At 33.4% G+C, this 26,103-nt stretch carries 18 protein-coding genes; 11 read left to right on the top strand and 7 right to left on the bottom strand.

What is annotated here, in order from left to right; translation table 11 throughout:
• Positions 1 to 22: 22 nt before the first annotated feature.
• Genes AAFP94_RS02940 through AAFP94_RS02930 form a run of 3 tightly spaced genes read left to right on the top strand, consistent with a single transcriptional unit; the run spans position 23 to position 3,842 of the window.
• Entirely contained in the window at positions 23 to 1,603 is a 1,581-nt protein-coding gene (locus AAFP94_RS02940) for a glycerol-3-phosphate dehydrogenase/oxidase (RefSeq protein WP_316661270.1), read from the top strand.
• The gene (gene glpK / locus AAFP94_RS02935; RefSeq protein ID WP_316660593.1) at positions 1,596 to 3,092 is read left to right on the top strand and encodes a glycerol kinase GlpK; all 1,497 of its coding nucleotides are present in this window, start codon (positions 1,596 to 1,598) and stop codon (positions 3,090 to 3,092) included. Before AAFP94_RS02940 ends, glpK begins: the two co-directional genes overlap by 8 nt.
• Positions 3,093 to 3,107: 15 nt before the next feature.
• Positions 3,108 to 3,842: an MIP/aquaporin family protein gene (locus AAFP94_RS02930; RefSeq protein ID WP_316660594.1), complete on the top strand. Its 735-nt coding sequence runs from the start codon at positions 3,108 to 3,110 to the stop codon at positions 3,840 to 3,842.
• Between the two features lie 56 nt (positions 3,843 to 3,898).
• Here AAFP94_RS02930 and AAFP94_RS02925 read toward each other — a convergent pair whose 3' ends face one another.
• From AAFP94_RS02925 to AAFP94_RS02910, 4 genes are all read right to left on the bottom strand, one after another.
• Positions 3,899 to 4,180, bottom strand: coding sequence for a F0F1 ATP synthase subunit epsilon (locus AAFP94_RS02925; protein WP_316660595.1), 282 nt, complete (start codon positions 4,178 to 4,180; stop codon positions 3,899 to 3,901).
• 12 nt (positions 4,181 to 4,192) lie between these two features.
• Positions 4,193 to 5,701, bottom strand: a complete 1,509-nt coding sequence (gene atpD / locus AAFP94_RS02920) for a F0F1 ATP synthase subunit beta (RefSeq protein ID WP_316660596.1) — start codon at positions 5,699 to 5,701, stop codon at positions 4,193 to 4,195.
• 168 nt (positions 5,702 to 5,869) lie between these two features.
• Complete coding sequence (locus AAFP94_RS02915; protein ID WP_316660597.1) at positions 5,870 to 7,504, bottom strand: G-D-S-L family lipolytic protein; 1,635 nt, start codon at positions 7,502 to 7,504, stop codon at positions 5,870 to 5,872.
• 4 nt (positions 7,505 to 7,508) lie between these two features.
• On the bottom strand, positions 7,509 to 10,259 hold the full coding sequence (locus AAFP94_RS02910) for a TonB-dependent receptor (protein WP_316660598.1): 2,751 nt from the start codon (positions 10,257 to 10,259) through the stop codon (positions 7,509 to 7,511).
• Between the two features lie 406 nt (positions 10,260 to 10,665).
• Here AAFP94_RS02910 and AAFP94_RS02905 point away from each other — a divergent pair, with 406 nt between their 5' ends.
• Positions 10,666 to 11,973: an arylsulfotransferase family protein gene (locus tag AAFP94_RS02905; RefSeq protein ID WP_316660600.1), complete on the top strand. Its 1,308-nt coding sequence runs from the start codon at positions 10,666 to 10,668 to the stop codon at positions 11,971 to 11,973.
• Between the two features lie 145 nt (positions 11,974 to 12,118).
• On the top strand, positions 12,119 to 13,507 hold the full coding sequence (locus tag AAFP94_RS02900; RefSeq protein WP_316660601.1) for a sulfotransferase family protein: 1,389 nt from the start codon (positions 12,119 to 12,121) through the stop codon (positions 13,505 to 13,507).
• Here the strand turns inward: AAFP94_RS02900 and glmS are convergent, their stop codons facing one another.
• Genes glmS through AAFP94_RS02885 form a run of 3 tightly spaced genes read right to left on the bottom strand, consistent with a single transcriptional unit; the run spans position 13,508 to position 17,790 of the window.
• Positions 13,508 to 15,355 carry a glutamine--fructose-6-phosphate transaminase (isomerizing) gene (gene glmS, locus AAFP94_RS02895; RefSeq protein ID WP_316660602.1) on the bottom strand — a complete coding sequence of 616 codons (1,848 nt, stop codon included), beginning with the start codon at positions 15,353 to 15,355 and terminating at the stop codon, positions 13,508 to 13,510.
• Positions 15,356 to 15,361: 6 nt separating this feature from the next.
• The gene (locus AAFP94_RS02890; protein WP_316660603.1) at positions 15,362 to 16,960 is read right to left on the bottom strand and encodes a DUF4270 domain-containing protein; all 1,599 of its coding nucleotides are present in this window, start codon (positions 16,958 to 16,960) and stop codon (positions 15,362 to 15,364) included.
• Between the two features lie 20 nt (positions 16,961 to 16,980).
• The gene (locus AAFP94_RS02885) at positions 16,981 to 17,790 is read right to left on the bottom strand and encodes a glycogen/starch synthase (protein WP_316660605.1); all 810 of its coding nucleotides are present in this window, start codon (positions 17,788 to 17,790) and stop codon (positions 16,981 to 16,983) included.
• A 110-nt stretch (positions 17,791 to 17,900) separates the two neighbouring features.
• Here AAFP94_RS02885 and panC point away from each other — a divergent pair, with 110 nt between their 5' ends.
• From panC to ileS, 6 genes are all read left to right on the top strand, one after another.
• A complete protein-coding gene (gene panC, locus AAFP94_RS02880) occupies positions 17,901 to 18,749 on the top strand; it encodes a pantoate--beta-alanine ligase (RefSeq protein ID WP_316660607.1) in 849 nt (282 codons plus the stop codon).
• Between the two features lie 13 nt (positions 18,750 to 18,762).
• Positions 18,763 to 19,113, top strand: coding sequence for an aspartate 1-decarboxylase (panD, locus tag AAFP94_RS02875; RefSeq protein ID WP_316661271.1), 351 nt, complete (start codon positions 18,763 to 18,765; stop codon positions 19,111 to 19,113).
• A gap of 7 nt (positions 19,114 to 19,120) precedes the next feature.
• Positions 19,121 to 20,074 (top strand): lysylphosphatidylglycerol synthase transmembrane domain-containing protein, encoded by a 954-nt coding sequence (locus AAFP94_RS02870; protein WP_316660608.1) that lies wholly within the window; start codon positions 19,121 to 19,123, stop codon positions 20,072 to 20,074.
• 45 nt (positions 20,075 to 20,119) lie between these two features.
• Positions 20,120 to 21,268 carry an alpha/beta hydrolase gene (locus AAFP94_RS02865; RefSeq protein WP_316660610.1) on the top strand — a complete coding sequence of 383 codons (1,149 nt, stop codon included), beginning with the start codon at positions 20,120 to 20,122 and terminating at the stop codon, positions 21,266 to 21,268.
• Positions 21,269 to 22,627, top strand: coding sequence for a DNA repair protein RadA (gene radA / locus AAFP94_RS02860; protein ID WP_316660611.1), 1,359 nt, complete (start codon positions 21,269 to 21,271; stop codon positions 22,625 to 22,627).
• 71 nt (positions 22,628 to 22,698) lie between these two features.
• A complete protein-coding gene (ileS, locus tag AAFP94_RS02855; protein WP_316660613.1) occupies positions 22,699 to 26,103 on the top strand; it encodes an isoleucine--tRNA ligase in 3,405 nt (1,134 codons plus the stop codon).

The raw sequence follows: 26,103 nt of genomic DNA, 5'->3' as shown, positions 1-26,103 counted from the left end.
ATTTCGCCAATTGTATAGTATGATTTCAAGAGAAGAACAAATTCTTAAAATAAAGGCAACCGAAAACTGGGATTGTATAATCATTGGTGGTGGAGCAAGTGGTTTGGGAATAGCAGTTGATGCTGCCAGTAGAGGTTTTAAAACAGTATTGTTTGAAGGAAATGATTTTGCGAAAGGTACGTCAAGTAAAAGCACAAAATTAGTTCATGGAGGCGTTAGATACATGTCACAAGGCCATATTGGTTTAGTTGTTGAAGCACTTCAAGAAAGAGGTATTCTAGCAGAAAATGCCAAACACCTATTCAGGAATCAATCCTTCGTCATTCCAAATTATAATCGGTGGAAAGGATATTATTACGCCATTGGGCTTAAGATATATGATTTACTGTCCAGAAATTTAAGTTTGGGAAAATCTGAACTAATTAGAGGCTCAAAAGTCATAAATATTCTCCCAAATCTAAAAAAAGCGAATCTTTCAAATGGTGTTGTCTATCATGATGGTCAGTTTGATGATTCCAGACTCGCAATCAATCTTGCACAAACCGCAATTGAACAAGGAGCTACAATACTTAATTATTTTAAAGTCATTGATATTTTAAAAGATAAGCATGGTAAAAATGAAGGAGTCATAGTTATTGATGACGAAACCGGTGAAAAATATCATATAAAGTCTAAATGTATTATCAATGCAACAGGAATTTTTACAGATAGGATTCTAAAAATAAACGATCCAACACATAAAAAAACAGTAGTGCCTAGTCGTGGAATTCATTTGGTGTTTGATAAATCTCTTTTGAATAGCAATTATGCCATTATGATACCCAAAACTACAGATGGAAGGGTTTTATTTATTATTCCTTGGCATGATAAAGTTTTGGTGGGTACAACAGACACGCCAGTTAAAAAGAAAACTTTAGATCCTGTTGCTTCAAAGTCAGAAATAAACTTTATCCTTCAAAATGGGGCTCAATATTTTCAAAGGCCTCCAAAAAAGGAAGATATTCTTTCTGTTTTTGCAGGCTTAAGACCGCTTGCAGCACCAAGAAAAAATGAAACAAAAACCAAAGAAGTGTCTAGAAACCATAAAATAATAGTTTCAGATAGCAACCTTGTTAGTATTGTTGGAGGTAAATGGACAACCTATAGAAAAATGGCTGAAGAAGTAGTTGATAAATCTATTCTACTGCATAATTATAAAAATGTCAGATCAAGAACCAAAAATCTTCCGATTCATGGTAATGTTAAGGAAACACAAACATTTAAAGAAAAGCGCCTAAATGTCTATGGTTCCGATGCTAAATACATAAAAGAATTTGAAGAATCTAATATTTTATATTCTAAAAAAATTCATGTAAATTACCCTTTTACAGCCGGACAAATTGTATGGGCTGTACGATATGAATTGGCAAGGACGTTAGAAGATGTTTTAGCACGCAGAGTGAGACTCTTGTTTTTGGATGCTAAAGCAGCTATTGAATCATCACGTTTTGTTGCCAAAGTCATGGCAAAGGAACTTAATAAAGACGCAACTTGGATTGATGAACAAAATGAAGAATTTAAAAAAGTTGCTGAAAAATATGTCATAGACTATTATTATGAGTAAAAACTTTATTTTAGCATTAGATCAAGGCACAACTTCATCAAGAGCTATTTTATTTGATCATTCAGGTAAAAATATTACCACTACACAACAAGATTTTAAACAATTATTTCCAAAACCAGGCTGGGTAGAACACAATCCAAAAGATATTTGGGATTCACAAATACAATCTGCTCTTAACATTAACAAGCAAACAAATGTTGAGTTTAAAGATATTGCTGGAATTGGTATTACCAATCAGCGAGAAACTACTGTTGTTTGGGATAGAGAGACAGGAGATCCTATTTATAATGCCATTGTTTGGCAAGACAGAAGAACTGCCAAATATTGTGATTCACTTAAGCAAAAAGGGTTCCTTGATAAAATAAAAAAGAAAACAGGATTAATAATAGATGCTTATTTCTCTGCAACAAAACTGAAATGGATACTGGATAATGTTGATGGTGCAAGGGACAAAGCAAAATCTAATAAATTATGTTTTGGTACAGTAGATACTTGGCTCATTTGGAAACTTACCAATGGGACGGTATTTGTGACTGATGTTTCAAATGCAAGTAGAACCATGTTATTTAATATCAAGACATTATCTTGGGATGACGAACTTCTAGAATTATTTGATATCCCTAAAAGTATTTTACCAGATGTAAAACAAAGTAGTGAAGTTTATGGTTTTACAGATGAAAGTATTTTTAATGTAAAGATTCCAATAGCAGGAATAGCTGGAGACCAGCAGGCAGCACTTTTCGGACAATTATGTACCGAAAAGGGAATGGTAAAAAATACGTATGGCACGGGCTGCTTTTTATTAATGAATACTGGAGAAAAACCAGTTTACTCTAATAATAATTTACTAACAACAATTGCTTGGACAATTAATGGCAAAACGAACTATGCTTTGGAAGGCAGTGTTTTTGTTGGAGGAGCAGTTGTACAATGGATAAGAGATGGTTTAAACTTGATTGATGATGCAGCAGAAATTGAGGAACTGGCGAATAAAGTTGAAGACAACGGAGGCGTTTATTTTGTACCTGCTTTAACAGGTTTGGGAGCACCATATTGGGATTCTTATGCTAGAGGAACAATAGTTGGAATCACAAGAGGAAGCAATAAATCACATCTTGCTAGAGCAGCAATTGAAGGTATAGCTTATCAGGTTTATGACATTGTTAAGGCGATGGAAGCAGATGCCAATGCAAAGGGAACTGAATTGAGAGTAGATGGTGGTGCAACAGCTAATAATTTGTTATTACAATTTCAAGCAAACATTTTTCAATTTCCAGTAATTAGGCCCAATTTTTTAGAAACTACAGCTTTAGGAGCTGCATACCTGGCAGGATTGGCTGTTGGTTTTTGGGATAGTGTAGAAGATCTTAAAAACCAGTGGTCTGTTGATAAAGTTTTTGAGCCTAATATCGAAGAAGTAGAAGTTATGAGTCTTATTAATCAATGGCATAAAGCCGTTTCAAGATCAAAAAATTGGATCGAAGAATAACTAAAATCAGAATTTATGACTCCATTTATTGCAGAAATTTTAGGTACTTTTTTATTGATATTATTAGGGAATGGTGCTGTAGCTAACGTTGTTTTAAAGCAAACTAAAGGTCATGGTTCAGGTTGGATTGTAATTACTACAGGTTGGGCTCTTGCCGTTTATACCGGAGTACTTGTTGCTGGACCTTATAGTGGAGCTCATTTAAATCCAGCAGTTACAATTTCATTGGCCGTAAGTGGTCTGTTCGAATGGTCTCTAGTAGCTTCGTATATAATAGCTCAGTTTATTGGTGCTATGTTTGGAACTTTTGCGGTTTGGATAGTGCATATTAACCATTACAAAATAACTGAAGACAAAAATCTGGTCATGGCTACATTTTGTACTTCTCCAGCGATAAGAAATATACCAATTAATTTTTTGAGTGAAGCGGTTGGTACTTTTGTTTTGGTTTTTGCAGTGCTTTATATTGTTGCTCCAGAGTTAAGTATTGAAAGCCAAAATGTTAATTTTGGTTTGGGATCATTAGGCGCTATTCCTGTGGCTTTTATAGTTTGGGTTATTGGTCTGTGTTTGGGTGGAACAACAGGGTACGCCATTAATCCAGCAAGAGATTTGGGTCCTAGAATAGTTCATACGTTACTCCCAATGAAAATGAAAAGAGATAGTGATTGGAGTTACTCTTGGGTTCCAGTTTTTGGACCAATTGCAGGTGGAGTTATCGCAGCATTATTATACATTATGTTACAATAAATAGTATAAAAAAAGCCAAACTTTAGTTTGGCTTTTTTTAATTTTATGTGATAGCTTTAGTCAGCTAGAACGATTACTTTATTATCCTTTAATTCAATCGTTCCAGAGTCTATAGACAACCATCGTCCTCTTTTTTCGCCTTTAATAAATTTATCAGCTACTTCTTCATCAAACTGTACATTGTCACCAAAAATCTTAACATAACCTTGTTTTAGAATAGATACAATTGGCGCGTGATTTCTTAACATTTCAAATTCACCATTAACTCCTGGTACTGATACAGACTCTACTTCTCCGCTAAACATTGTAGCTTCAGGTGTTACAATTTCTAAATACATAATTTATTAATTTTACGCTTCGGCTAACATTTTCTCACCAGCTTCAATAGCTTCTTCAATCGTACCTTTAAGGTTGAATGCTGCTTCAGGTAAGTGGTCTAATTCGCCATCCATGATCATGTTGAAACCTTTTATAGTTTCTTTAATATCTACTAATACTCCTGGTATTCCAGTAAATTGTTCTGCTACATGGAAAGGTTGAGATAAGAAACGTTGTACACGACGAGCACGACCAACAGCAAGTTTATCTTCTTCAGAAAGCTCTTCCATACCAAGAATAGCAATAATATCTTGTAATTCTTTATAATGTTGTAACAACTCTTTAACTCTTTGAGCACAATCATAATGCTCTGCACCTAAAATATCAGCAGTAAGAATCCTTGAAGTTGAATCTAATGGATCAACCGCAGGATAAATACCTAACTCTGCAATTTTACGAGACAATACTGTTGTAGCATCCAAATGCGCAAAGGTAGTAGCAGGAGCTGGATCAGTTAAATCATCCGCAGGCACATAAACCGCTTGTACTGAAGTAATAGAACCTCTTTTAGTTGAAGTAATACGCTCTTGCATCGCACCCATTTCGGTTGCTAATGTAGGTTGGTAACCTACCGCAGAAGGCATTCGACCAAGAAGTGCTGACACTTCTGAACCAGCTTGTGTAAAACGGAAGATATTATCTACGAAAAATAAGACATCTTTACCTTGTCCATCTCCAGCACCATCTCTAAAATATTCAGCAATAGTTAAACCAGATAGAGCCACACGAGCACGTGCTCCTGGAGGCTCATTCATTTGTCCAAATACAAAAGTAGCTTTAGACTCTTTCATTTTAGATTTATCTACTTTAGTCAAATCCCATCCACCTTCTTCCATAGAGTGCATGAAATCATCACCATATTTGATAATTCCAGATTCCAACATCTCTCTTAAAAGGTCATTTCCTTCACGAGTTCTTTCACCAACACCAGCAAAAACTGATAAACCACCATGACCTTTGGCAATGTTGTTAATTAACTCCTGAATTAATACTGTTTTACCTACACCAGCACCACCAAATAATCCAATCTTACCACCTTTTGCATAAGGTTCTATAAGGTCGATTACTTTAATACCTGTAAATAAAACTTCTGTAGAGGTCGATAAATCTTCAAATTTTGGAGCTGCTCTATGTATTGGTAATCCAGCGTCTCCAGCTTTAGGTAAATCGCCAATACCATCAATAGCATCTCCAATCACATTAAATAGTCGCCCGTAAACGTCTTCTCCAATTGGCATTTGAATTGGAGCACCAGTTGCAACAACCTCTGTTCCTCTACTTAAACCATCAGAAGAGTCCATTGCTACTGTACGTACAGTATCTTCACCAATATGAGATTGTACCTCAAGTACTAAAATAGAACCATCAGGTCTTTTAATTTCTAACGAATCATAAATTTTTGGAAGTTCAGCACCAGCTCCGAATTCAACATCAATAACTGGACCTACTATTTGTGCAACTTTACCTGTAACTTTTGACATTACTTATGTATTTAATATTATGCGATTTAATTTAAAGAAAACGCCTTTTTGTTTTCGGCTGCAAAGATATATTTTTTAATTTAAAATTAAAGCTGTTTTTTGGCTTTTTTAGATATAAAAAAACGTCTCCATATTGAAGACGTTTTTAATTATATATTATAAATTTTGCTATGGAAGTAAAGGAGAATAATTTGTTGGATAATCACCAACATCTAATAATTCACCAGCAGCTTCAAAATTAGATCCATAAGTAGCATCTATTGCTTTCATAATCTCATTGGCAACAATAACATTACCTCTTGCCGTTCCATGAAGACCATCTGCAGAGATGGCGCCACCAGAAACTAGTTCTGCTGTAAAAATAAAATCATCGGAAGCATAGCCAGACTCAGCCATTTCCTGAACAATGGATTTAACATCAACAAAGGCTAGGCCAGCGGCTGTTGCTACACTTGAGATAGTAGTATTATAATTATCAATCATTGTTTTTATTTCATCTTGTTCACTAGGTATTAATACCCATGTGTCACCTAAAGGAAAAGTTATTCCCTCGACAGAAAATTGACCTGCTACTTCTGGAGATAATCCTTGTGACTGAAGAAATGCGAAAAAATCAGCATTTACAGTTCCAATTATTGAACCACTTGATAAAGTTAATAAATCGGAAGACTTCGCCTTTCTTGCTTGGCCATACATAATTCCTAACAAATTTGCAACTGCTGGAGCTGCTACTGCAGGAACTCCAAATTGAGCAAGAAATGCAGGAAAATCTGGATTTGCATTTAACACAGCAGTAATTTGAGCAGATAAATCATCTAATGTCTCATCTTTAATGACCACTGCACTATTTGCAGTTGTTGAAAATTGCATGTACCTATCTGGTCTATCTAAAATAGTAAACACCTGATTTAATGCTCCAAATAGAGTATTCAGAGTAGGAATTAAAGGTCCAAAATTAGGATCTGAAGGATCTAATGGATCATGAGTAACAGCCGTAAAATGTGGAAGCTCTGTAACGTAGGGGATATTAGCCACGACACCTTGAGCGCCACCAGAGGTTAATGTCGCAACCAGACCATTGTAAACTGTATCAAAAAGTGCTGGATCGGTTAGTGGGCTTGATCCATCTCCTCCACTGGTTGCATAACCTAAAGCATCATTAGACCCAATCCATAATGAAAAGAAAGAAGGGTTTTGTCCCATTGCTAATTCTAATACAGTTGCATCTGGTGTAGTACCTGTCATTCTCACAAAATATGGATTTGCTGTAGCAGGACTGGTAAATAAACCACCTAAATTGCCATAACCAGGCGCTAAAAGATGAAAACTTTTTGCTAAAGGGATTCCCATGTTATTAAAAGGGCCTGTTGGATTATTCACTAATAAATCGGTAGTTGGAGTAACGGGTCCAATCGCTTCTTCAAGACGTATTGGCGCGTCAAATCCAGTTACTACTAATCGGTTAGGGGCAATTTGATTACCTCCTAATAAAAGCCCACCTGTATTATCGTTCATTAAAGGTTGCGCAAAGCTTCCTCCACCTATCAAAGCAAATTTTTGCGACAACAAATTAGGAAAAGAATTTTGCTGTCCAGCAACAAATAAAGCGCCATCGGTCATTCCTGAAGTATTAGAATCTCCTAAAGCGACATAGTTAGAAAAATTGGCAGATCCAGCAATTAATGCTGGTAATGGATCAACCATACCGCCATCAGTAGAATCGTCGTCACTTTCACAAGCTGTAAATGTTAAAAGAACAGCAAGTAACCATATATATTTTGTGTTTATATTAATCTTTTTCATGATATTATAAATTATTAATTGTCAAAGAAGCGTAATACATTGATCCTACAAACCCAGTTCCCGTAGCAGAAGTATATTCATCTCCTAAAACATTCGTAGCACCTACTTTAAACGTTGATTTAAGGCTAGGAACTTTTAAATTTATTTGCGCATCTATCACATGATATGCTGGAATAGGGCCATCGGCAAAGGCATTTTGCCAGTAGTAATTATCACTCCATCTCCATGAGACATTAAAGCCAAAGTTTTCAAATAAATCAGTGTTTCCAAAAGAGGCTTTCACTTTGTGCTCTGGTGTATTGAAATTGGTTCTGAAATTTGGATATTTCTTTGCATCGAAATCTTCTTTTGCATAGGTATAATTTGCACCTAAATCAAAACCACCTAAAACTTTTATTGAAGCTCCTATTGATCCTCCATAGGAGTTTACAGGTACTTCAGAGTTTGTATAGGTTTGAAAAACCTGATAATCTCCATTGGCTATGGCTGCCAATGACAAAGAATTATCGCCTACTTCACCATAGTATGGTGCGACAACTCGTTCGTTAGCGCTAAAATCTTTATATTGATTGTAGTACACACTCAAATCAATAATTAATTGATCAAATTTTCCACGATAACCAACTTCATAAGACGTAATTTTTTCGGGCTGAATTAAAGGAGAATTACCAATTTCTAAATCTGCAGGGTTACCACTTTCACCAAATGCTTGAACAGATGATAGCTGATAAGAATTTGTATAAGCAGCACCTCCTGACTGATTAACAGTAGCTGGTGCTCCCAAAGCTTGTCCTGCTGCAGAAACAGATTGGCTTTTAGAATATCTGTCTAAATTATCTGGTGAAGCCCCAATTAATACATATGGACCAGCATCAAGACCTATGTATAAATCTTGTGTAGAAGGATTTCTAAACCCTGTTTGTACCGAAGCTCTTATATTATGATCATCATCATCTCCAACAAAATACATGAAAGAAACTCTTGGAGAAAAGAAGGCATCAAATAATTCAGACTTATCATAACGTATAGAACCTGTAAATTTCAAGCGATCATCTAAAAATGATTTTTGAATTTGTGTATACAAACCAAATTCAGAGTATTTGATAGATCCACTAGCATCTGTATAAATTGTGCCGAAAGAATTTAAATCATATTTTCTGTATGATCCACCAACCTGAATTTCAGCCCAATCTATTAAGTGACTAAAATTATAATTCGCATCTCCATGGTAATATTTGGATGCATCTTGAAATTTAGAACCTGTAATTAGACTTGGGTCGTTGATAGTCCTATTAAATGCTGCTTCAAATTCTGGTGTACCAGGCTCATATCTTCCTGTTTCGGCTTGAGCCCTTGCTGCTGCATGGGCCTCGGGATCTGTTGCGCCACCCAAAGTGGCTGTAGCATATGTGGTAATATATTCTCCAAACCATTGCTCATGAGGTTTCCAAGAATTCAGAATTTGGATTCCAGTCAACAACATATCATAGGAATCTCCAGCGTCATCAGATACCACATAACCTCTTAAAAAGAAATTATCACTTTTAAATTCTAACTTATGCTGATTTTGGGTAAAATTATCAATATTATATCTGTTAGATCCTTGATATATTGTAGTTCCTTTACCAATCTTTCCTTGATAAATGATTTCAAAGTCTGTCGCCCAAGGCCTATAATGTAATGCCCAATCTGCTTTGACACTTTCTGCATTATAGTCTGTAAGATCTTCTTCATTATAACCTGTTCTTGTCACTAATACATCAGGGATGATACCTAAACCACCAGATTCTGCTCTTATATTAGCGTTAAAATCATCACCATAAACATTTATACCATCATATCCTACATCTGCTCTTGTACCAGTTGGTCCTGTTCCTGGCTTTCCTCTATAATCATTAGCACCCCAATCGGTTCCTTTTAAATATCCAAAATTAACTTTTGCAGCGAATTTTTCACTGAATTTATAAGCCATTCTGAGACCAAAATCGGTGTAGGTATTATCGCCTTGAAATTCTTGAGAGGTTAGACCTTGTTTATAGTGAGCACTAACTCCTGAATGATCAAAAGGATTTTTACTTCGCATGAACAATATACCATTAAAAGCATTGGCGCCATAAAGTGCAGATGCAGCACCAGGTAATAGCTCAACACTTTGAACATCGGTTTCTATCATACCTACCAAATTTCCTATAGGGAAGTTCAATGCTGGAGTTGAATTATCCATGCCATCTACCAATTGCATAAAACGATTATTGGCAAAGGTTGCAAACCCTCTTGTATTAATGGCTTTGAATGTTAAACTGTTCACATTAATATCTACACCTTTCAAACTTTCTAAACCGTCATAAAAATCTGCAGATGCTGTATTTTTTATTTCTTTCAAGCCAAATCTTTCTACTGTTACAGGAGATTCAAAAATACGTTCAGGTGTTCTGGATGCAGAAATGACGACTTCATCCAATGAAGTTCCTTCGGCTAAAATAAAATTTATAACCTGACCATTTGAAGTTACTTCTACACTTGCACTTTCAAATCCCACGCTACTAGCTTGAACCGTAAAAGGAGGGTTTTGGCCATACGTTAATGTGAAATTTCCGTCAAAATCTGTTACCGTGCCTGAAGATGTTCCTAACACAATAATATTTGCACCAGGTAGAGGTTGGCCACTATCATCAACTACACTTCCTGAAATGGTTGTCTGTGAGTAAGTTAACCCACAAATAAGAGCCATGAAAATAGAAAGATATTTTTTCATTAGAATAAATTAAGTTAATTATTTTGAGCAATATAAAAATTAAAAATGTTTATACAATATAAGAAATATTAAAAGTATGCACGCATAATAAAATAATATTAAATTATAAAATAATAAATTATTAATGAATTGAGAATCAATAATTGTAAAATTGATAAATTAAACCAATATTTTTTTAACATTTTTTAATCTAGGTTAAAGATACTTATCTGTATTTAACAGATGTCCGAAAACATATAAAAGATATCCAAAAACATCTAGTTTGTATAATTTAGGACATCTTTAATATTATCCTATATAGTTTTATTTAAAAATTATACTAATTACAATTGAGCTTTGTTTTTTTGGTATAAAAACTAATTTTGAATTACTTTTAATCCTTTAAAAAGTATATAAACAATTATTATTGAAAATTTTAAAAAAAATAGCCCTAACTATTATTGCTCTGTTTTTTCTTATGGTATGGAGTGGCATCGTTAGAAATGTTACTTTAGGAGAACAAACATTAGGCGTTTTAGTTAAGCCGATAAAATCTTTTTCAGAAATGCTTTCAGATATGAAAATGGCGTTTACTCATTATTTGGTAGCACCAAGTTATTATTTAAAGACTAGTGAAGCAGATTTGAAAGAGATTAATAAACTTACTTACGATTTGTATGGAATTTATTCCTACAGAAGTGGGGACAAATTTAAAATAGAATTAAAAAATTTTAAGGATGATAACATAAAACATACTTGGAAAGTTGAGGTTAAGGACTTATTAAAACATTATAATATGAATCAAAACGACAGATTGTATCCTGTGTCTCTACTAAAAAATTTGGACATTATTGTATCTTGTGACGAACAACCTGGGCTTATTCGTCTTGATTCAACATCTACTCAAAAATGGTACAATAATGATTTTATTTTTCATCACGCTATAAACCTTGATAGTGTTGGTAATATTTGGATTCCAGCGGCAAAACATGATCAAGGAATTATTACACCAAACTTACTTTCAATAGATAGCCATAAACATTATTATAGGGACGATCTAATAGTTAAGGTAAACGCAACTTCAGGAGAAACAATGTACTATAAATCTCTTACAGAAATTTTTATGGAAAACGGATTGGAAGATGAGATAAACAAAAGTGCTTATCCAATAGACCCTTTTCATTTAAATGATATACAACCTGCAACAATCACATCAGATTATTTTAATGAAGGCGATTTGTTCTTAAGTTTTAGACATCTGTCTATGATCATGCAATTTAGACCTTCAACTAATAATGTTGTTAGAATTATTGAAGGACCATTTCTGTTTCAGCATGATGTAGATATTATTTCCAACAATTCTATTGCTTTATTAAATAATAATACAATTGCGCACCAGAGTAAAGGATATGATTTTGAATTTAAACCAACAAATCAAACTTTTGAGCGAAAAATAAACCATTCGAATGTACTTATTTATAACTTTGAAGAAGGTAGCTTTAAGCCTTTGTACGAAGATATATTCATTAAGAATGGAATTTTTACCGATGCCGAAGGATTATATAATTTGTTGCCCAATGGAGATTTGTTTTTTGAAGAACAAGGACCTGGAATTTTATGGGTTGTAAATAAAGATGGTGTCGTGTTGAAAACAACTCTTAAAAGCGACATAGAAGGCTACCATTATTTACCCAATTGGACAACAACTTATACAAATGAAACCTTAAACCTTTAGTTATGTTATTATATATTGGCCCTGGATTAGGTGTTGGAACACTTTTAATTATTCTATTTATCATTCTATTAGTTATATTTTCTTTTGGCGTTGTGCTTTGGATTCCGATTAAACGTTTATTTAGAAGAATTTTCAAAAAACAGTAATGACTTACTTTTTGCTTGCAGGAATTTCAGGTGTAATTTTTTCTGCATTGCTTATATATTTCAGAAGGCATTTTTTCAAAACGTTAGAAACAACACTGGCATTATCTAATGCTGTACTTTCTGATGAAGTAGAATTAGTAAAGCAGAAACGATTAATACAGGCATTAAAAAAAATGTTGATTTCATTAATCTTTTCATTAGTTATTATTGGGCTTGTAATTTTTGTAACAACTTTACCTATTGCTCTTTTCGCAAAAATTAATAAGATACCTTATGGGTATCTAGATTTTAATTCTGTTGGTTTTGTTTTGTTTCTATCTATTGGAAGTATTCTCCCATTTGTTTTTAACAAGAAAAAGAAAAATGAAGACTATTCGGAAGCATCCAAGCTTCTACATAAACTCATTTTAAATAATTATTTTCTTTCTAAATTTTTATTTTCTATCGACCATAAGTTCAAAAAGAACAAGAATATAAAACAGGATTCCAATTTTTTAATAGTTTCTGGGCTAGCTAGAGCTGGGACAACAAGCCTTACAGAACAAATTTTTAAGGCAGGTAATTTTAGTTCATTAGATTATTCTAACATGCCATTACTACTAGCACCCAATCTTTGGGAGAAATTATATAACCCTAAAAAAGCAAAGTTAAAAGAACGAAAGCATGGAGATAAAATACTTTTTGGAGTGAATACTATTGAAGCGCTTGAAGAATATTTTTTCAAAGTTTTTTTGAATGACAGTTTTATTTCTGATGAATATTTAATAGAACACAAAATTGACCAAGAGGTTTACGAAAATTATTTGAAGTATCAAGCATTGATCAAGAAGAAGTCTGATGCCATGTATATATCAAAAAACAACAATCTAATCTTAAGGTATCGTTCTTTGAGAAATTTAAATAAAGATTTCAAGACCATATTCCTTTTTAGAAAACCAGTCGAGCATGCTTATTCACTTTTAAATCAACATAAAAGATTCACCAACTTGCAAAATGAAAATGATTTTGTACTCACTTATATGAACTGGCTTGGGCATCACGAGTTTGGAAATAATCAAAAAGTATTTAAGTTAACTGAAGAAGCTCCTAATATTACATTTGATAAAAACTCATTGAATTATTGGTTAGAAGTATGGTTAAATTATTATAGTTATTTGGTTAACATTATTGACAACAATACGATCTTTATTGAATATGAAGATTATTTAAAACATCCAAAAGAGGTATTACAAGCTGTAGAAAAAGACTTAAAAACACAGTTTAACTTTTTGCATATAAAACCCTTTGTAAACCCAAAAAACATTGATATATCAGATTGTAATAAAGATCTTTTGAGAAAAACAGATATAGTTTATAACGCTCTTAAAAAAAGAAAATTAATAATTTAGCTATTCTACAGTAACAGATTTTGCTAAATTTCTTGGCTGATCAACATTTTTATTCAACATCACCGCGATATGATAAGAAAGTAATTGCAGCGGAATCGTTGTTAATAAAGGAGTTAGAGATTCTAATGTTTCAGGAACTTCAATAATATGATCAACAAGCTCTTTTACGGATGTGTCTCCTTCTGTTACTACACCAATAATACGCCCTTTTCTTGATTTAATTTCTTGAATGTTGCTTACTATTTTATCATAGTGGCCTTTTTTAGTTGCTATAACTACAACTGGCATTTGTTCATCTATTAAAGCAATAGGTCCATGCTTCATTTCTGCGGCAGGATATCCTTCAGCATGTATGTATGAAATTTCTTTGAGCTTCAAAGCACCTTCTAAAGCAACAGGGAAATTATAACCTCTTCCTAGATACAGAAAATTACGAGCATTTTTATAGGTATCCGCAATCATCTGAATATGTGAATCAGATTTTAATGATTCAACTACTTTTTGAGGTATTAAATCCAATTCCTGAAGATGATACCTGTAATCTGTATTGTTTATTTTTCCAGTTTCTTTAGCAAGTTTTAATGCAATAAGAGTTAAAACAGTTATTTGTGTCGTAAACGCTTTTGTTGAGGCGACACCAATTTCAGGACCAGCATGAGTATATGCACCGGCATGAGTTTCTCTTGCTATAGAAGAACCTACCACATTACACACGCCAAAAACGAAAGCACCTTTAGATTTTGCCAGTTTAATAGCAGCAAGTGTATCCGCAGTTTCCCCTGATTGCGAAATAGCAATAACAACATCTTTTTCTGTGATAACAGGATTTCGATACCTAAATTCTGAAGCATATTCAACCTCAACAGGAATTCTTGCCAGATCTTCAAATATATATTCTGCAACGAGACCGGCATGCCATGAGGTACCGCAGGCAACAACAATTATTCTGTTAGCATTTAAAAATTTTTCAATATTATCATCAATGCCAGACATTTTAATTATACCATTCTTAACACCAAGACGACCTCTATAAGTATCTTTAATTGCATTTGGTTGCTCATATATTTCTTTGAGCATGAAGTGGTCATAACCACCTTTTTCAATTTGCTCAAGATTAAGTTGGAGTTCCTGAATGTAAGGATCAACAAGAGAGTCATCCTTAATTTTTCTAACTTTTACTTCTTTTCCAAGCCTAACAATAGCCATTTCTTCATCTTCTAAATAAATGGCATTCTTTGTATATTCTAAAAAAGGTGATGCATCGCTAGCAATAAAAAATTCGTTTTTGCCTATACCAATGGCTAATGGACTACCAAGCCTTGCTACAACAATTTCGTCAGGTTTATTTTTATCAAAAACAGCTACAGAATATGCGCCAACAACTTGGTTTAAAGCAATTTGAACAGCTTTACCAAGTTTAACATCTTCTTTAATTTTTACATCTTCTATTAGATTTATTAAAACTTCAGTATCTGTATCTGATTTAAAAGTATATCCTCTTTTAATAAGTTCTTTTTTAAGAGCTCCGTAGTTTTCTATGATACCGTTATGAATAATAACTAAATCCCCAGAATTTGAAAAGTGAGGATGTGCATTAATGTCATTAGGAGCGCCATGAGTAGCCCATCGCGTATGACCAATAGCCAAGTTACCTTCTTTAGAGATTTCATTTTCTACTTTTTTTTCTAAATCTGCAACTTTCCCTTTGGTTTTAGAAATTTTAAGATGTTGACCATCAAATAAGGCAATTCCAGCACTGTCATAACCTCTGTATTCGAGTCGTTTTAAGCCGTCAATAACAATTGGATAGGCTTCTCTGTGTCCTATATATCCGACAATGCCGCACATAATTTTTTAATTTGCAGGTTCAGTGTAAAAGATTTCTAAATATACTCTTTTGTTTTCAGGGACATTGTTATTGCTGCCATACAAAATAGTGCCTTTTGGAGTCAAAACGGATGCAGATGGAACTACAGTAACATTTTGATCTTCAGATCCTTTGATTTTACCATTTTGAATTGTATTGACGTTGGTAGATAATACTAAACCTAATCTTGTATTGGTAGAATCTTTTAAAAGAATGCTATTGATATATTCAGTAATTCTAATTTTAAACCTGTAAGGAGTACCATCATCATCATTGAACCTTTGTCCCAAATGAACAACTCTTGAGTTAATAGGATTGATTTCATTTATGGTTGGATCAATAAAATAATCTATTACGGGATTATTATTTTTTGCATCATATAAATAAACACGATCATATTTATGATAGTCATCTTCAGGAGTATACATATCTTCATCTTCGTAGAAAACTAAATTGGCTTCATTTATTAACCAATCATCTTTGTGACTTTTAAATTCTTCCAGTTCGTCTGGAATATCATTGCCATCAAGGTCTGTATTACCAAAAAGATCAATAACAGCCATGGAACCTTCACCTCCTTTAAGGTATAATTTTTCATCACCTAAATCACTATCACCATCTTCTAATGTAAGATTAAAATTATTTTCTAGAGTGTTAAAACGAATTCCACCAAAGGTCATTGTATACGTTCCAGGATCCCTTTCCCCTTCTGTAACCACAGAATCTTTAGAATAATAAATAGTTATATTAGCCGAAGTAGAAGCCATATTTAACATAATTATATTTCCTTCAGTAGATATTGCTTCAGCCTTAAAATAAAGACTTCTAAAATAGTTGATAAAATTGTTTTGATTACTTAACTCTGTATCATCTTGTTTATCTATAATTACTTCTTTCCAATAATCAGCATCTAAATGAACTCTTAATGCAGGTGCTAACCTTTCTTTTTCTTCATAAACACCCGTTGACTCATTAATCTCAAAAATAGGGATTGCGTCACTACTAGGTGTGAATAATGGGTTTTCATATAGAAGATCTGTAATATGATTATCAAAATTTATTGTAGAATTAGCATCAGAATAATAGTATTGAGGATCATTAAATTCGGATTGTGGGTCAAAATTTCTTAAAAAATAATCTGTACGATAAACAGACAATTTAATAGGAGAGTCTCCATATAATGAATCACTAATTGAATACAAAGTATTACCATTTTCGTCTGGAGAATCAGCAGATACTTTACTATAATATGGAATAGACAATATTACTGAATCCACCAATGTGTTTTCTCCAAAATCTACAGAATAAACTTGAGGTAATAATTGAGTAACAATATTTGCAGTAGTATTACCATAAACGGGATCATTATGGAAGCCTAATAGATTAGATGGTAAATTATTAGTTTGTACAGGATTTAATTTTTTATTGTAAGAAGTTGCACTGAAAATTGCACTTGATGTTACAAAGTTTTTGTCACCAATTATGTCACTTCCTATTGTATTGTAATCTTTATCGCAAGCTATAAAACTTAACGTAACTATTAATACGACAAAGATTAATTTTAGGGCGTTTAGATTCTTTTTCATATATATAAACTAATGATAGACTAACTCAAAATTTGCTCTGAACAGAATTGTGTGTAAGCATCTCCAAATTCATCTTTATTTATGTAGTTTAAAACAGGTTTCTTTGAATTTTTTAAATATGCATTTAATTCGTCTGGGATTTCTTCAGACCCAATAATTAATGCATCAGATTGGTCTATAGCTACTTTCATTAAGTTTTGGTAAGTTGGGTTTTCAAGAATTTTGAAACTCTCTTCATCAATATTATCAAACTTAATTTTAGATAGCATATCCGTATTTAACGTCCCTTCAAAACTTTGATTGTATATAGAAGTAATTATTTTACTTTCATTAAATAAAGGTTCATCCTTATAATATTCCTTGAGATAAAGCGGCAACAAAGAAGCCAGCCAACCATGAACATGTATAATATCTGGTGACCAGTTTAGTTTTTTAACAGTTTCTATAACTCCTTTAGCAAAGAAAATGGCACGCTCGTCATTATCAGGAAACAATTCACCATTTTCATTAGTTAATGTGGCCTTTCTTTTAAAATATTCGTCATTATCAATAAAATATACCTGGATACGTTCTTTTGGGATAGAAGCTACTTTAATGATTAATGGCATATCCAAATCATTTATAACTAAATTAATACCAGATAAACGAATAACTTCATGCAATTGATGCCTTCTCTCATTAATATTTCCATACCTAGGCATAAAAATTCTTATCTGGCCACCAAGTTGGTTAACCATTCTAGGAGCCTCAAAAGACATGGAAGAAATTTCGGTTTCAGGCAAATAAGGAACTACTTCAGATGATACATATAATATCCTCTTATCTTTCATAAAATGTGTTGCTTTTGAAAATTCAAAATAAAAAACACGCAAAATTACAAAAATTTATGCAGATTGCTAGTAAAATCTTAAGTTTGCACGCTGTTAATTTTTTATTAAAAGTGAAGGTATTCACAGAAAACAAATCAATTCAAACCTTTATTGCCCAATTAAAAACAAAAGGGAATACAGTCGGAATGGTTCCTACTATGGGAGCATTACACTATGGGCACATGTCTTTGGTGAACCGAGCGTTTAAAGAAAACGATTGGATTGTGGTAAGTATTTTTGTAAATCCAACACAATTCAACAACTTAGAAGACCTAAAAAATTACCCTCGAACTTTAGAAAGAGATAAAGAACTTTTAAAATCACAATCTGAAAACATCTTAATTTATGCGCCTTCAATTGAAGACATTTATCAGGGCAACACCAAATCACAACATTTTGATTTTGATGGTCTGGAATCTGAAATGGAAGGCATGTTTAGAGAAGGTCATTTTGATGGAGTAGGAACAGTTGTCAAAAGACTTCTAGAAATTGTGAAACCAGACAATGCTTATTTTGGAGAAAAGGATTTCCAACAATTAATGATAATAAAAAAACTAGTTGAAAAGTATAACATTCCCGTAAATATTGTTGGGTGTAAGATATATAGAGAAGATAATGGTCTTGCAATGAGTTCGAGAAATGAGCGATTAAAATTAGCATACAAAAACGAAGCACCATTTATATATAAAACATTAATGAAAGCAAAGAAAATGTTTAAAACAGAAAGTGCAAATAGCACAAAAAAGTGGGTAGAAAATCAGTTCTTAAACAATAAGTTATTAAAGCTTGAATATTTTGTTATTGCAGACATTGAAACATTAAAAATGGTAAAGAGAAAATCTTCTCAAAATAAATATCGCGCTTTTATAGCTGTGTATGCTGATGATGTGAGACTTATTGATAACATTGCACTTAATTAAGTACATTTATATGATGCAAATTCAAGTTGTAAAATCTAAAATACATAGAGTTAAAGTTACCGGAGCAGACCTTAATTATATTGGTAGCATTACAATTGATGAAGACCTAATGGATGCTGCCAATATTGTGGAAGGCGAAAAAATCCAAGTGGTTAATAATGATAATGGTGAACGTTTAGAAACTTACGTTATTCCTGGAGCTCGCGAAAGCGGGGAAATTATTTTAAATGGTGCTGCTGCTAGAAAAGTTTCAGTTGGAGACACATTAATATTAATGACATATGCATTTATGACAATGAATGAAGCCAGAGTATTTAAACCATCAATTGTCTTCCCTGACGAGAACACCAATTTGTTAAAATAAATTTCAATTGAAAAAAGGCCACTCTAAAATTGTAAAACTATTATTTCCAATTCTTTTGGCAGTATTTTTTGGGTGGTACACATTTACAAAAATATCTGTAGAAGATATTGTTCCTTATTTCAAAAACGCCAACTATTGGTGGATTTCTCTTGGTATTTTCCTTGGGTTTTTGAGTCACTTATCTCGTGCTTACAGGTGGCAATTTATGCTAAGTCCTATGGGTTACTCGATTAAATACCCTAATAGTATTATGGCTGTTTTTATAGCTTATTTTGCCAATTATGGTATTCCTAGATCTGGAGAAGTTTTACGGGCGGCTGTAGCCACAAACTATGAAAAAGTACCTTTTGAGAAAAGCTTTGGAACCATAGTAGGAGAACGTATTGCAGACCTTGTTGTTATGGGTTTAATTATTCTCACTACACTCTTTTTTCAATTCGATTTTATTTTTAATCTTTTGTCAGAAAATTTTAACCCAACTAAAATAATTGTTGGTATAACTCTGGTTTTAGTGGTAATCGTATTATTTATTTTTTATGTCAGGAAAGCTGAATCAAAATTTGCAAATAAAATTAAAGCCTTCGTCAAAGGTTTGATTGAAGGTGTGACTAGCATTTTTAAAATGAAGCAAAAGTGGGCTTTTATATTTCATACATTGTTTATTTGGCTTATGTATGTTTTGATGTTTTATATAACAACTTTTGCTGTTCCAGAACTGCATGATATTCCTTTTATTGCTGTAGTTATAGCTTTTATATCTGCTAGTTTCACTATTGCGGCAACCAATGGAGGCATATTTTTCTATCCGTTAGCTGTTTATGCTGCATTTTCTCTTTTTGGTTTAGAAAAAGAACCTAGTATTGCTTTTGGTTGGATTATCTGGACTTCTCAAACCATCATGATCATTTTTTGTGGAATATTATCTTTTGTGTTTTTACCAATTTACAACAGAACAAAATAATTTGTAAATTGCCATTACAATACATAATTCTCAAATCTTAAAAAAATGAAGAAACTAATCTACACACTCATTTTAGTCTTTGCATTCAATAGCCTTTGTGCTCAAGTCATTTATGAAGAATTCGATTCTCAAAAACTTGGAGAAATCAGACAAATTAAAATACAACTCCCTAGAGGATATGATAGTGATGACAAAAACTATCCATTATTCATAGTTTTAGATGGCGACTATATGTTTGAAGTTGTGGCCGGAAATGTCGATTATTATTCCTATTGGGAAGATATGCCAGATGCCATTGTTGTCGGAATTAATCAAATAGAGAAACGCTATGACGACTGCATGTATTCAGAACAAAATTCATTGCCTATTGAAAGTGGAGCAAGTTTTTTTGAGTTTATAAGTATGGAATTAATTCCGCATATGATTAGTAACTATAGAACAGAAAACTTTAGAGTTGCTGTAGGTCATGGTGAAACAGCAAATTTCATTAATTATTATCTTTTAAAAGGAGATCCACTTTTTCAAGGATATGTTGCTATAAGCCCAGATTTAGCAACAGATATTACGACATATTTAACGGAGCGTTTAACAGCTATTAAAGACAAAAAGATATTTTATTATTTAGCAACCTCATCAAATGATAATAAGTCTATTTTTAAAAAAACGGAAGCTTTAAACAAGAACATTGAGAACATTGACAACAAGGAAATCCTGTATAATTACGATAAATTTGACGGTCCTACGCATTATTCACTACCGGCGCATGCAATTCCAAAAGCTTTAGAAAGTATTTTTTACGTGTTTCAACCTATAAGTAAAGAAGAATATTCTGATAAGATTCTTAAACTTCAAAGCTCTCCTGTGGAATATCTTCAGGAAAAATATAAGACTATATATGACTTATTTGGAATTGATAAACAAATTCTAATTAATGATTTTAAAGCTATTTCGGCTGCAATCGAAAAGAAAGAAGAGTTTCAATACTATGAAGACTTAAGTAAACTTGCTCGAAAAGCGTATCCAGATTCTTTATTAGGGCACTATTATTTAGGACGTTTTTATGAGGAGACAGGCGAACCAAAAAAAGCAATGAGAACATACCAATCTGCATATATATTGGATGAAATTGCTGGAATAACCAAAGATGAAATGCTTGAAAGAGCAGACACTATCAAAGCAGATTTCGGATATTAAATGGCTAAAGTAAAAACTACCTTTTTTTGTCAGAACTGTGGAAGCCAATTTGCCAAATGGCAAGGGCAATGTACTGCATGTAAAGATTGGAATACCATTGTTGAAGAGGTCATTCAGAAAGCAGAAAAAAGTGATTGGAAATCATCAACATCTTCTGTAAAACGAATTTCAAAGCCTTTAAAAATTAATGATATTGATGCATCAGATGAAGCTCGTTTAATCACTAATGACAATGAGTTTAATAGAGTGCTTGGTGGTGGAATCGTTCCAGGGTCTTTAATTCTTTTAGGAGGTGAACCTGGCATTGGCAAGAGTACACTTTTACTTCAAATTGCGTTAAAATTAGAATATAAAATCTTGTATGTTTCCGGCGAAGAAAGCCAGAAGCAAATAAAAATGCGTGCCAAACGCATTAATCCAAATAGTAGTAACTGCTATATTCTTACTGAAACCAAAACACAAAATATCTTTAAACAGATTGAAGCATTAGAACCTGATATTGTAGTGGTCGATTCCATACAAACCTTGCACAGTGATTATATCGAGTCGTCTTCCGGAAGCATTTCGCAAATTAAAGAATGCACAACCGAACTCATCAAATTTGCTAAAGAAACGGAAACACCTGTCATCTTAATTGGCCATATTACCAAAGATGGTAATATTGCTGGCCCAAAAATTTTGGAGCATATGGTCGATACAGTTTTACAGTTTGAAGGAGACAGAAATCATGTATTTAGAATTCTTCGTGCCAACAAAAACCGTTTTGGCTCTACCAACGAATTGGGTATCTACGAAATGCAAGGTTCTGGTTTAAGAGAAGTAACTAACCCTTCCGAAATCTTAATCTCAAAAAAAGACGAAGAGTTGTCAGGAAATGCCATTGCAGCAACTTTAGAAGGCATGCGCCCTTTAATGATAGAAGTTCAAGCTTTAGTAAGTACAGCAGTTTATGGTACGCCTCAACGTAGTGCTACCGGATTTAATGCAAAGAGATTGAATATGCTTTTAGCCGTTTTAGAAAAACGAGCAGGTTTTAGACTAGGAGCAAAAGATGTTTTTCTAAATATTACAGGAGGCATTACAGTAGATGATCCAGCAATTGATCTGGCAGTCGTAGCAGCTATTTTGTCATCAAATGAAGATGCAGCCTTGCAAAAAGATTATTGCTTTGCGGCAGAGGTTGGATTGTCTGGAGAAATACGTCCTGTACAACGTGTAGAACAACGTATTTTAGAAGCTGAAAAATTAGGATTCTCAACCATATTTGTGTCTAAATACAATAAGATTTCACTTAAAAACACAATGATTAAAATTCAACTCATTTCCAAGATTGAGGACTTGGTGAATTTTATTGTTTAATTAACTTATTTTCAATCTTTTTATTTTCCTAAAATTCATTAATTTCGCACCTCGAAATGAAATTTGAATAAATGGCGGCTAAATTTCCTGAATATAAAGGACTTGACTTACCAAAAGTAGCAGAAGACATTCTCAGCTATTGGCAAGAAAGCAACATCTTTGAAAAAAGTGTTTCAACCAGAGAAGGCAATGAACCTTACGTGTTTTACGAAGGTCCTCCATCTGCTAATGGATTGCCTGGAGTACACCACGTTCTAGCACGTGCTATCAAAGATATTTTTCCGCGTTATAAAACCATGAAAGGATTCCAGGTAAAACGTAAAGCTGGCTGGGATACGCATGGATTACCTATAGAACTTGGTGTTGAAAAAGAACTAGGCATCACTAAAGAAGATATTGGTAAAACCATTTCGGTTGAAGATTATAATGCAGCATGCAGAAAAGCTGTTATGCGGTACACAGATGTTTGGAATGATTTGACTCAAAAAATGGGTTACTGGGTAGATATGGACGACCCATACATCACTTACGAGCCTAAATATATGGAATCGGTTTGGTGGTTATTAAAACAGATTTACAACAAGAATCTACTGTATAAAGGATATACCATTCAACCCTATTCTCCAAAAGCAGGAACAGGTTTAAGTTCGCATGAGTTAAACCAACCAGGAACCTATCAAGATATTACCGATACTACCGTTGTAGCGCAGTTTAAAGCTAAACCAGAATCTTTACCTAGCTTTCTAAAGGATGAAGGCGATATCTATTTCTTGGCTTGGACAACAACACCTTGGACCTTACCTAGTAATACAGCATTAACGGTTGGACCAAAAATTGATTATGTTTTAGTCGAGACTTACAACCAATACACATTCAAGTCAATTAATGTAGTTTTAGCTAAAAAATTAGTCAACTATCAGTTTTCAGGGAAGTTCAACCAAGTTGAAAATAAACCTGAACTTTTAGCTTATAATTCAGTAGATAAAAAGATTCCATTTTATGTTGTCAAAGAATTCAAGGGAAAAGATTTGGTGGGCATAATGTACGAACAACTGTTGCCTTATGCTTTACCAAATGATAATCCTGATAACGCCTTTAGAGTCATTTCCGGAGATTTTGTAACTACTGAAGATGGCACAGGAATCGTTCATACCGCTCCAACTTTTGGAGCTGACGATGCCATGGTAGCCAAACAAGCCATGCCCGAAGTACCACCAATGTTGGTGAAAGATGAGAACGGTAATTTGGTACCATTAGTGGATTTACAAGGACGTTTTAGACCAGAAATGGGAGAATTTGCCGGTAAGTATGTTAAGAATGAATATTATGAAGATGGTAAAGCTCCAGAACGTTCGGTAGATGTGGAATTGGCCATTAAACTAAAAGAAGAAAATAAAGCTTTTAAGGTTGAAAAATATAAGCATAGCTATCCAAACTGTTGGAGAACTGACAAACCAATCTTATACTATCCTTTGGATTCTTGGTTCATTAAAGTGACTGATGTTCGTGATAGAATGTTTGAACTCAACGAAACCATCAACTGGAAACCAAAAGCTACCGGAACGGGTCGTTTTGGAAACTGGTTGGCAAATGCTAACGATTGGAACTTATCACGTTCTCGTTATTGGGGCATTCCGCTACCAATTTGGAGAACCGAAGATGGTAAAGAAGAAATCTGCATAGGTTCAGTTGAGGAATTAAAGGCTGAAATGGAAAAAGCTGTTTCAGCAGATGTTTTGGCTAAAGATATTTTTGAAAGTTTTGAAATTGGGAACAACTCTGAGGAGAATTATGCTAAAATAGACTTACATAAAAACATTGTCGATGAGATTGTGTTAATATCGCCATCAGGACAACCAATGAAGCGCGAAAGTGATTTGATTGATGTTTGGTTCGATTCTGGCTCTATGCCTTATGCACAATGGCATTATCCTTTTGAAAATAAAGAATTGATTGATGAGCATAAATTTTTCCCTGCCAATTTTATTGCTGAAGGTGTCGACCAAACTCGAGGATGGTTTTATACATTACATGCTATTGGGACTATGGTTTTTGATTCTGTAGCTTATAAAAATGTGGTGTCTAACGGATTAGTATTAGATAAAAACGGGCAAAAAATGTCAAAGCGTTTGGGTAATGCTGCCGATCCTTTTGAAACTTTATCAACTTATGGAGCAGATGCCACACGATGGTATATGATAAGTAATGCCAATCCTTGGGATAATTTAAAGTTTGACGTAGAAGGTATTGAAGAAGTAAAGCGTAAATTCTTTGGAACACTTTATAATACCTATTCATTCTTTTCATTGTATTCTAATCTGGATAGTTTTAATTATTCAGAAACAGATATTCCATTAGCTGAAAGACCTGAATTAGATCGTTGGATTCTTTCTGAATTACATACGCTTATTCAAAAAATTGATGAGTATTATGCAGATTATGAACCTACAAAAGCAGCGCGAGCTATTTCAGATTTTACTCAAGATTACTTAAGTAACTGGTTTGTAAGATTAAGTAGAAGGCGTTTTTGGAAAGGCGATTACCAACAAGATAAGATTTCGGCATACCAAACACTTTACACTTGTATGGTGACCATAGCAAAGTTAGGGGCGCCAATTGCACCATTCTTTATGGACAGATTGTATCTAGACTTGAATTTAGCTACACAAAAAGAAGCTTTTGAAAGTGTTCATTTGGCTAAATTCCCAGAGTTTGATAAGTCTTTTGTTGATAAGACTCTTGAAAGAAAAATGGAAAGCGCCCAAACAATATCATCTTTAGTATTGTCGTTAAGAGCTAAAGTAAAGATCAAGGTTAGACAGCCTTTGCAGAAGATTATGATTCCTATTGATAGCAAACAACAAAAGGAAGAAATATTGGCCGTTGCGAACTTGATAAAGCATGAAGTGAATGTTAAGGAAATTGAGCTTTTAGATGATGCGTCGGATATTTTGGTGAAACAAATAAAGCCTAATTTTAAAACTTTAGGACCACGTTTTGGTAAAGATATGAAGTTGATAGCCAATACAATAAGTGAATTAACTTCAGAAGACATCAAAAAAATCGAGCAAAGTGGTAGTTTAGACGTTGACATTAATGGAAAAATTGTTACTTTAGACCTCATTGATTTTGAAATAACATCCCAAGACATTGAAGGATGGCTTGTTGCAAATGAAGGAATACTGACAGTTGCATTAGATGTTACAATTACTGATGAATTACGTAGAGAAGGCATTGCAAGAGAACTTGTAAACAGGATTCAGAATTTACGAAAAGATTCAGGATTTGAAGTAACCGACAGAATTGATGTTAAGTTACAGAAAGATGATGATATGGTAAACGCCATTAGGCAAAATTTAGAATACATAAAAGCAGAAACGCTAACCGAAGAAATAGAGATTATGGACAAAGTAAACAATGGTATTGAAATAGCATTTGATGAGATAAATACCAGATTGTTTATTAAAAAACATTAA

The organism is Gilvirhabdus luticola (assembly GCF_040117515.1).
Lineage (GTDB): Bacteria > Bacteroidota > Bacteroidia > Flavobacteriales > Flavobacteriaceae > Gilvirhabdus > Gilvirhabdus luticola.
The sequence above is the reverse complement of the archived record's forward strand: the minus strand, read 5'-3'. Positions and strand labels throughout refer to the sequence as shown.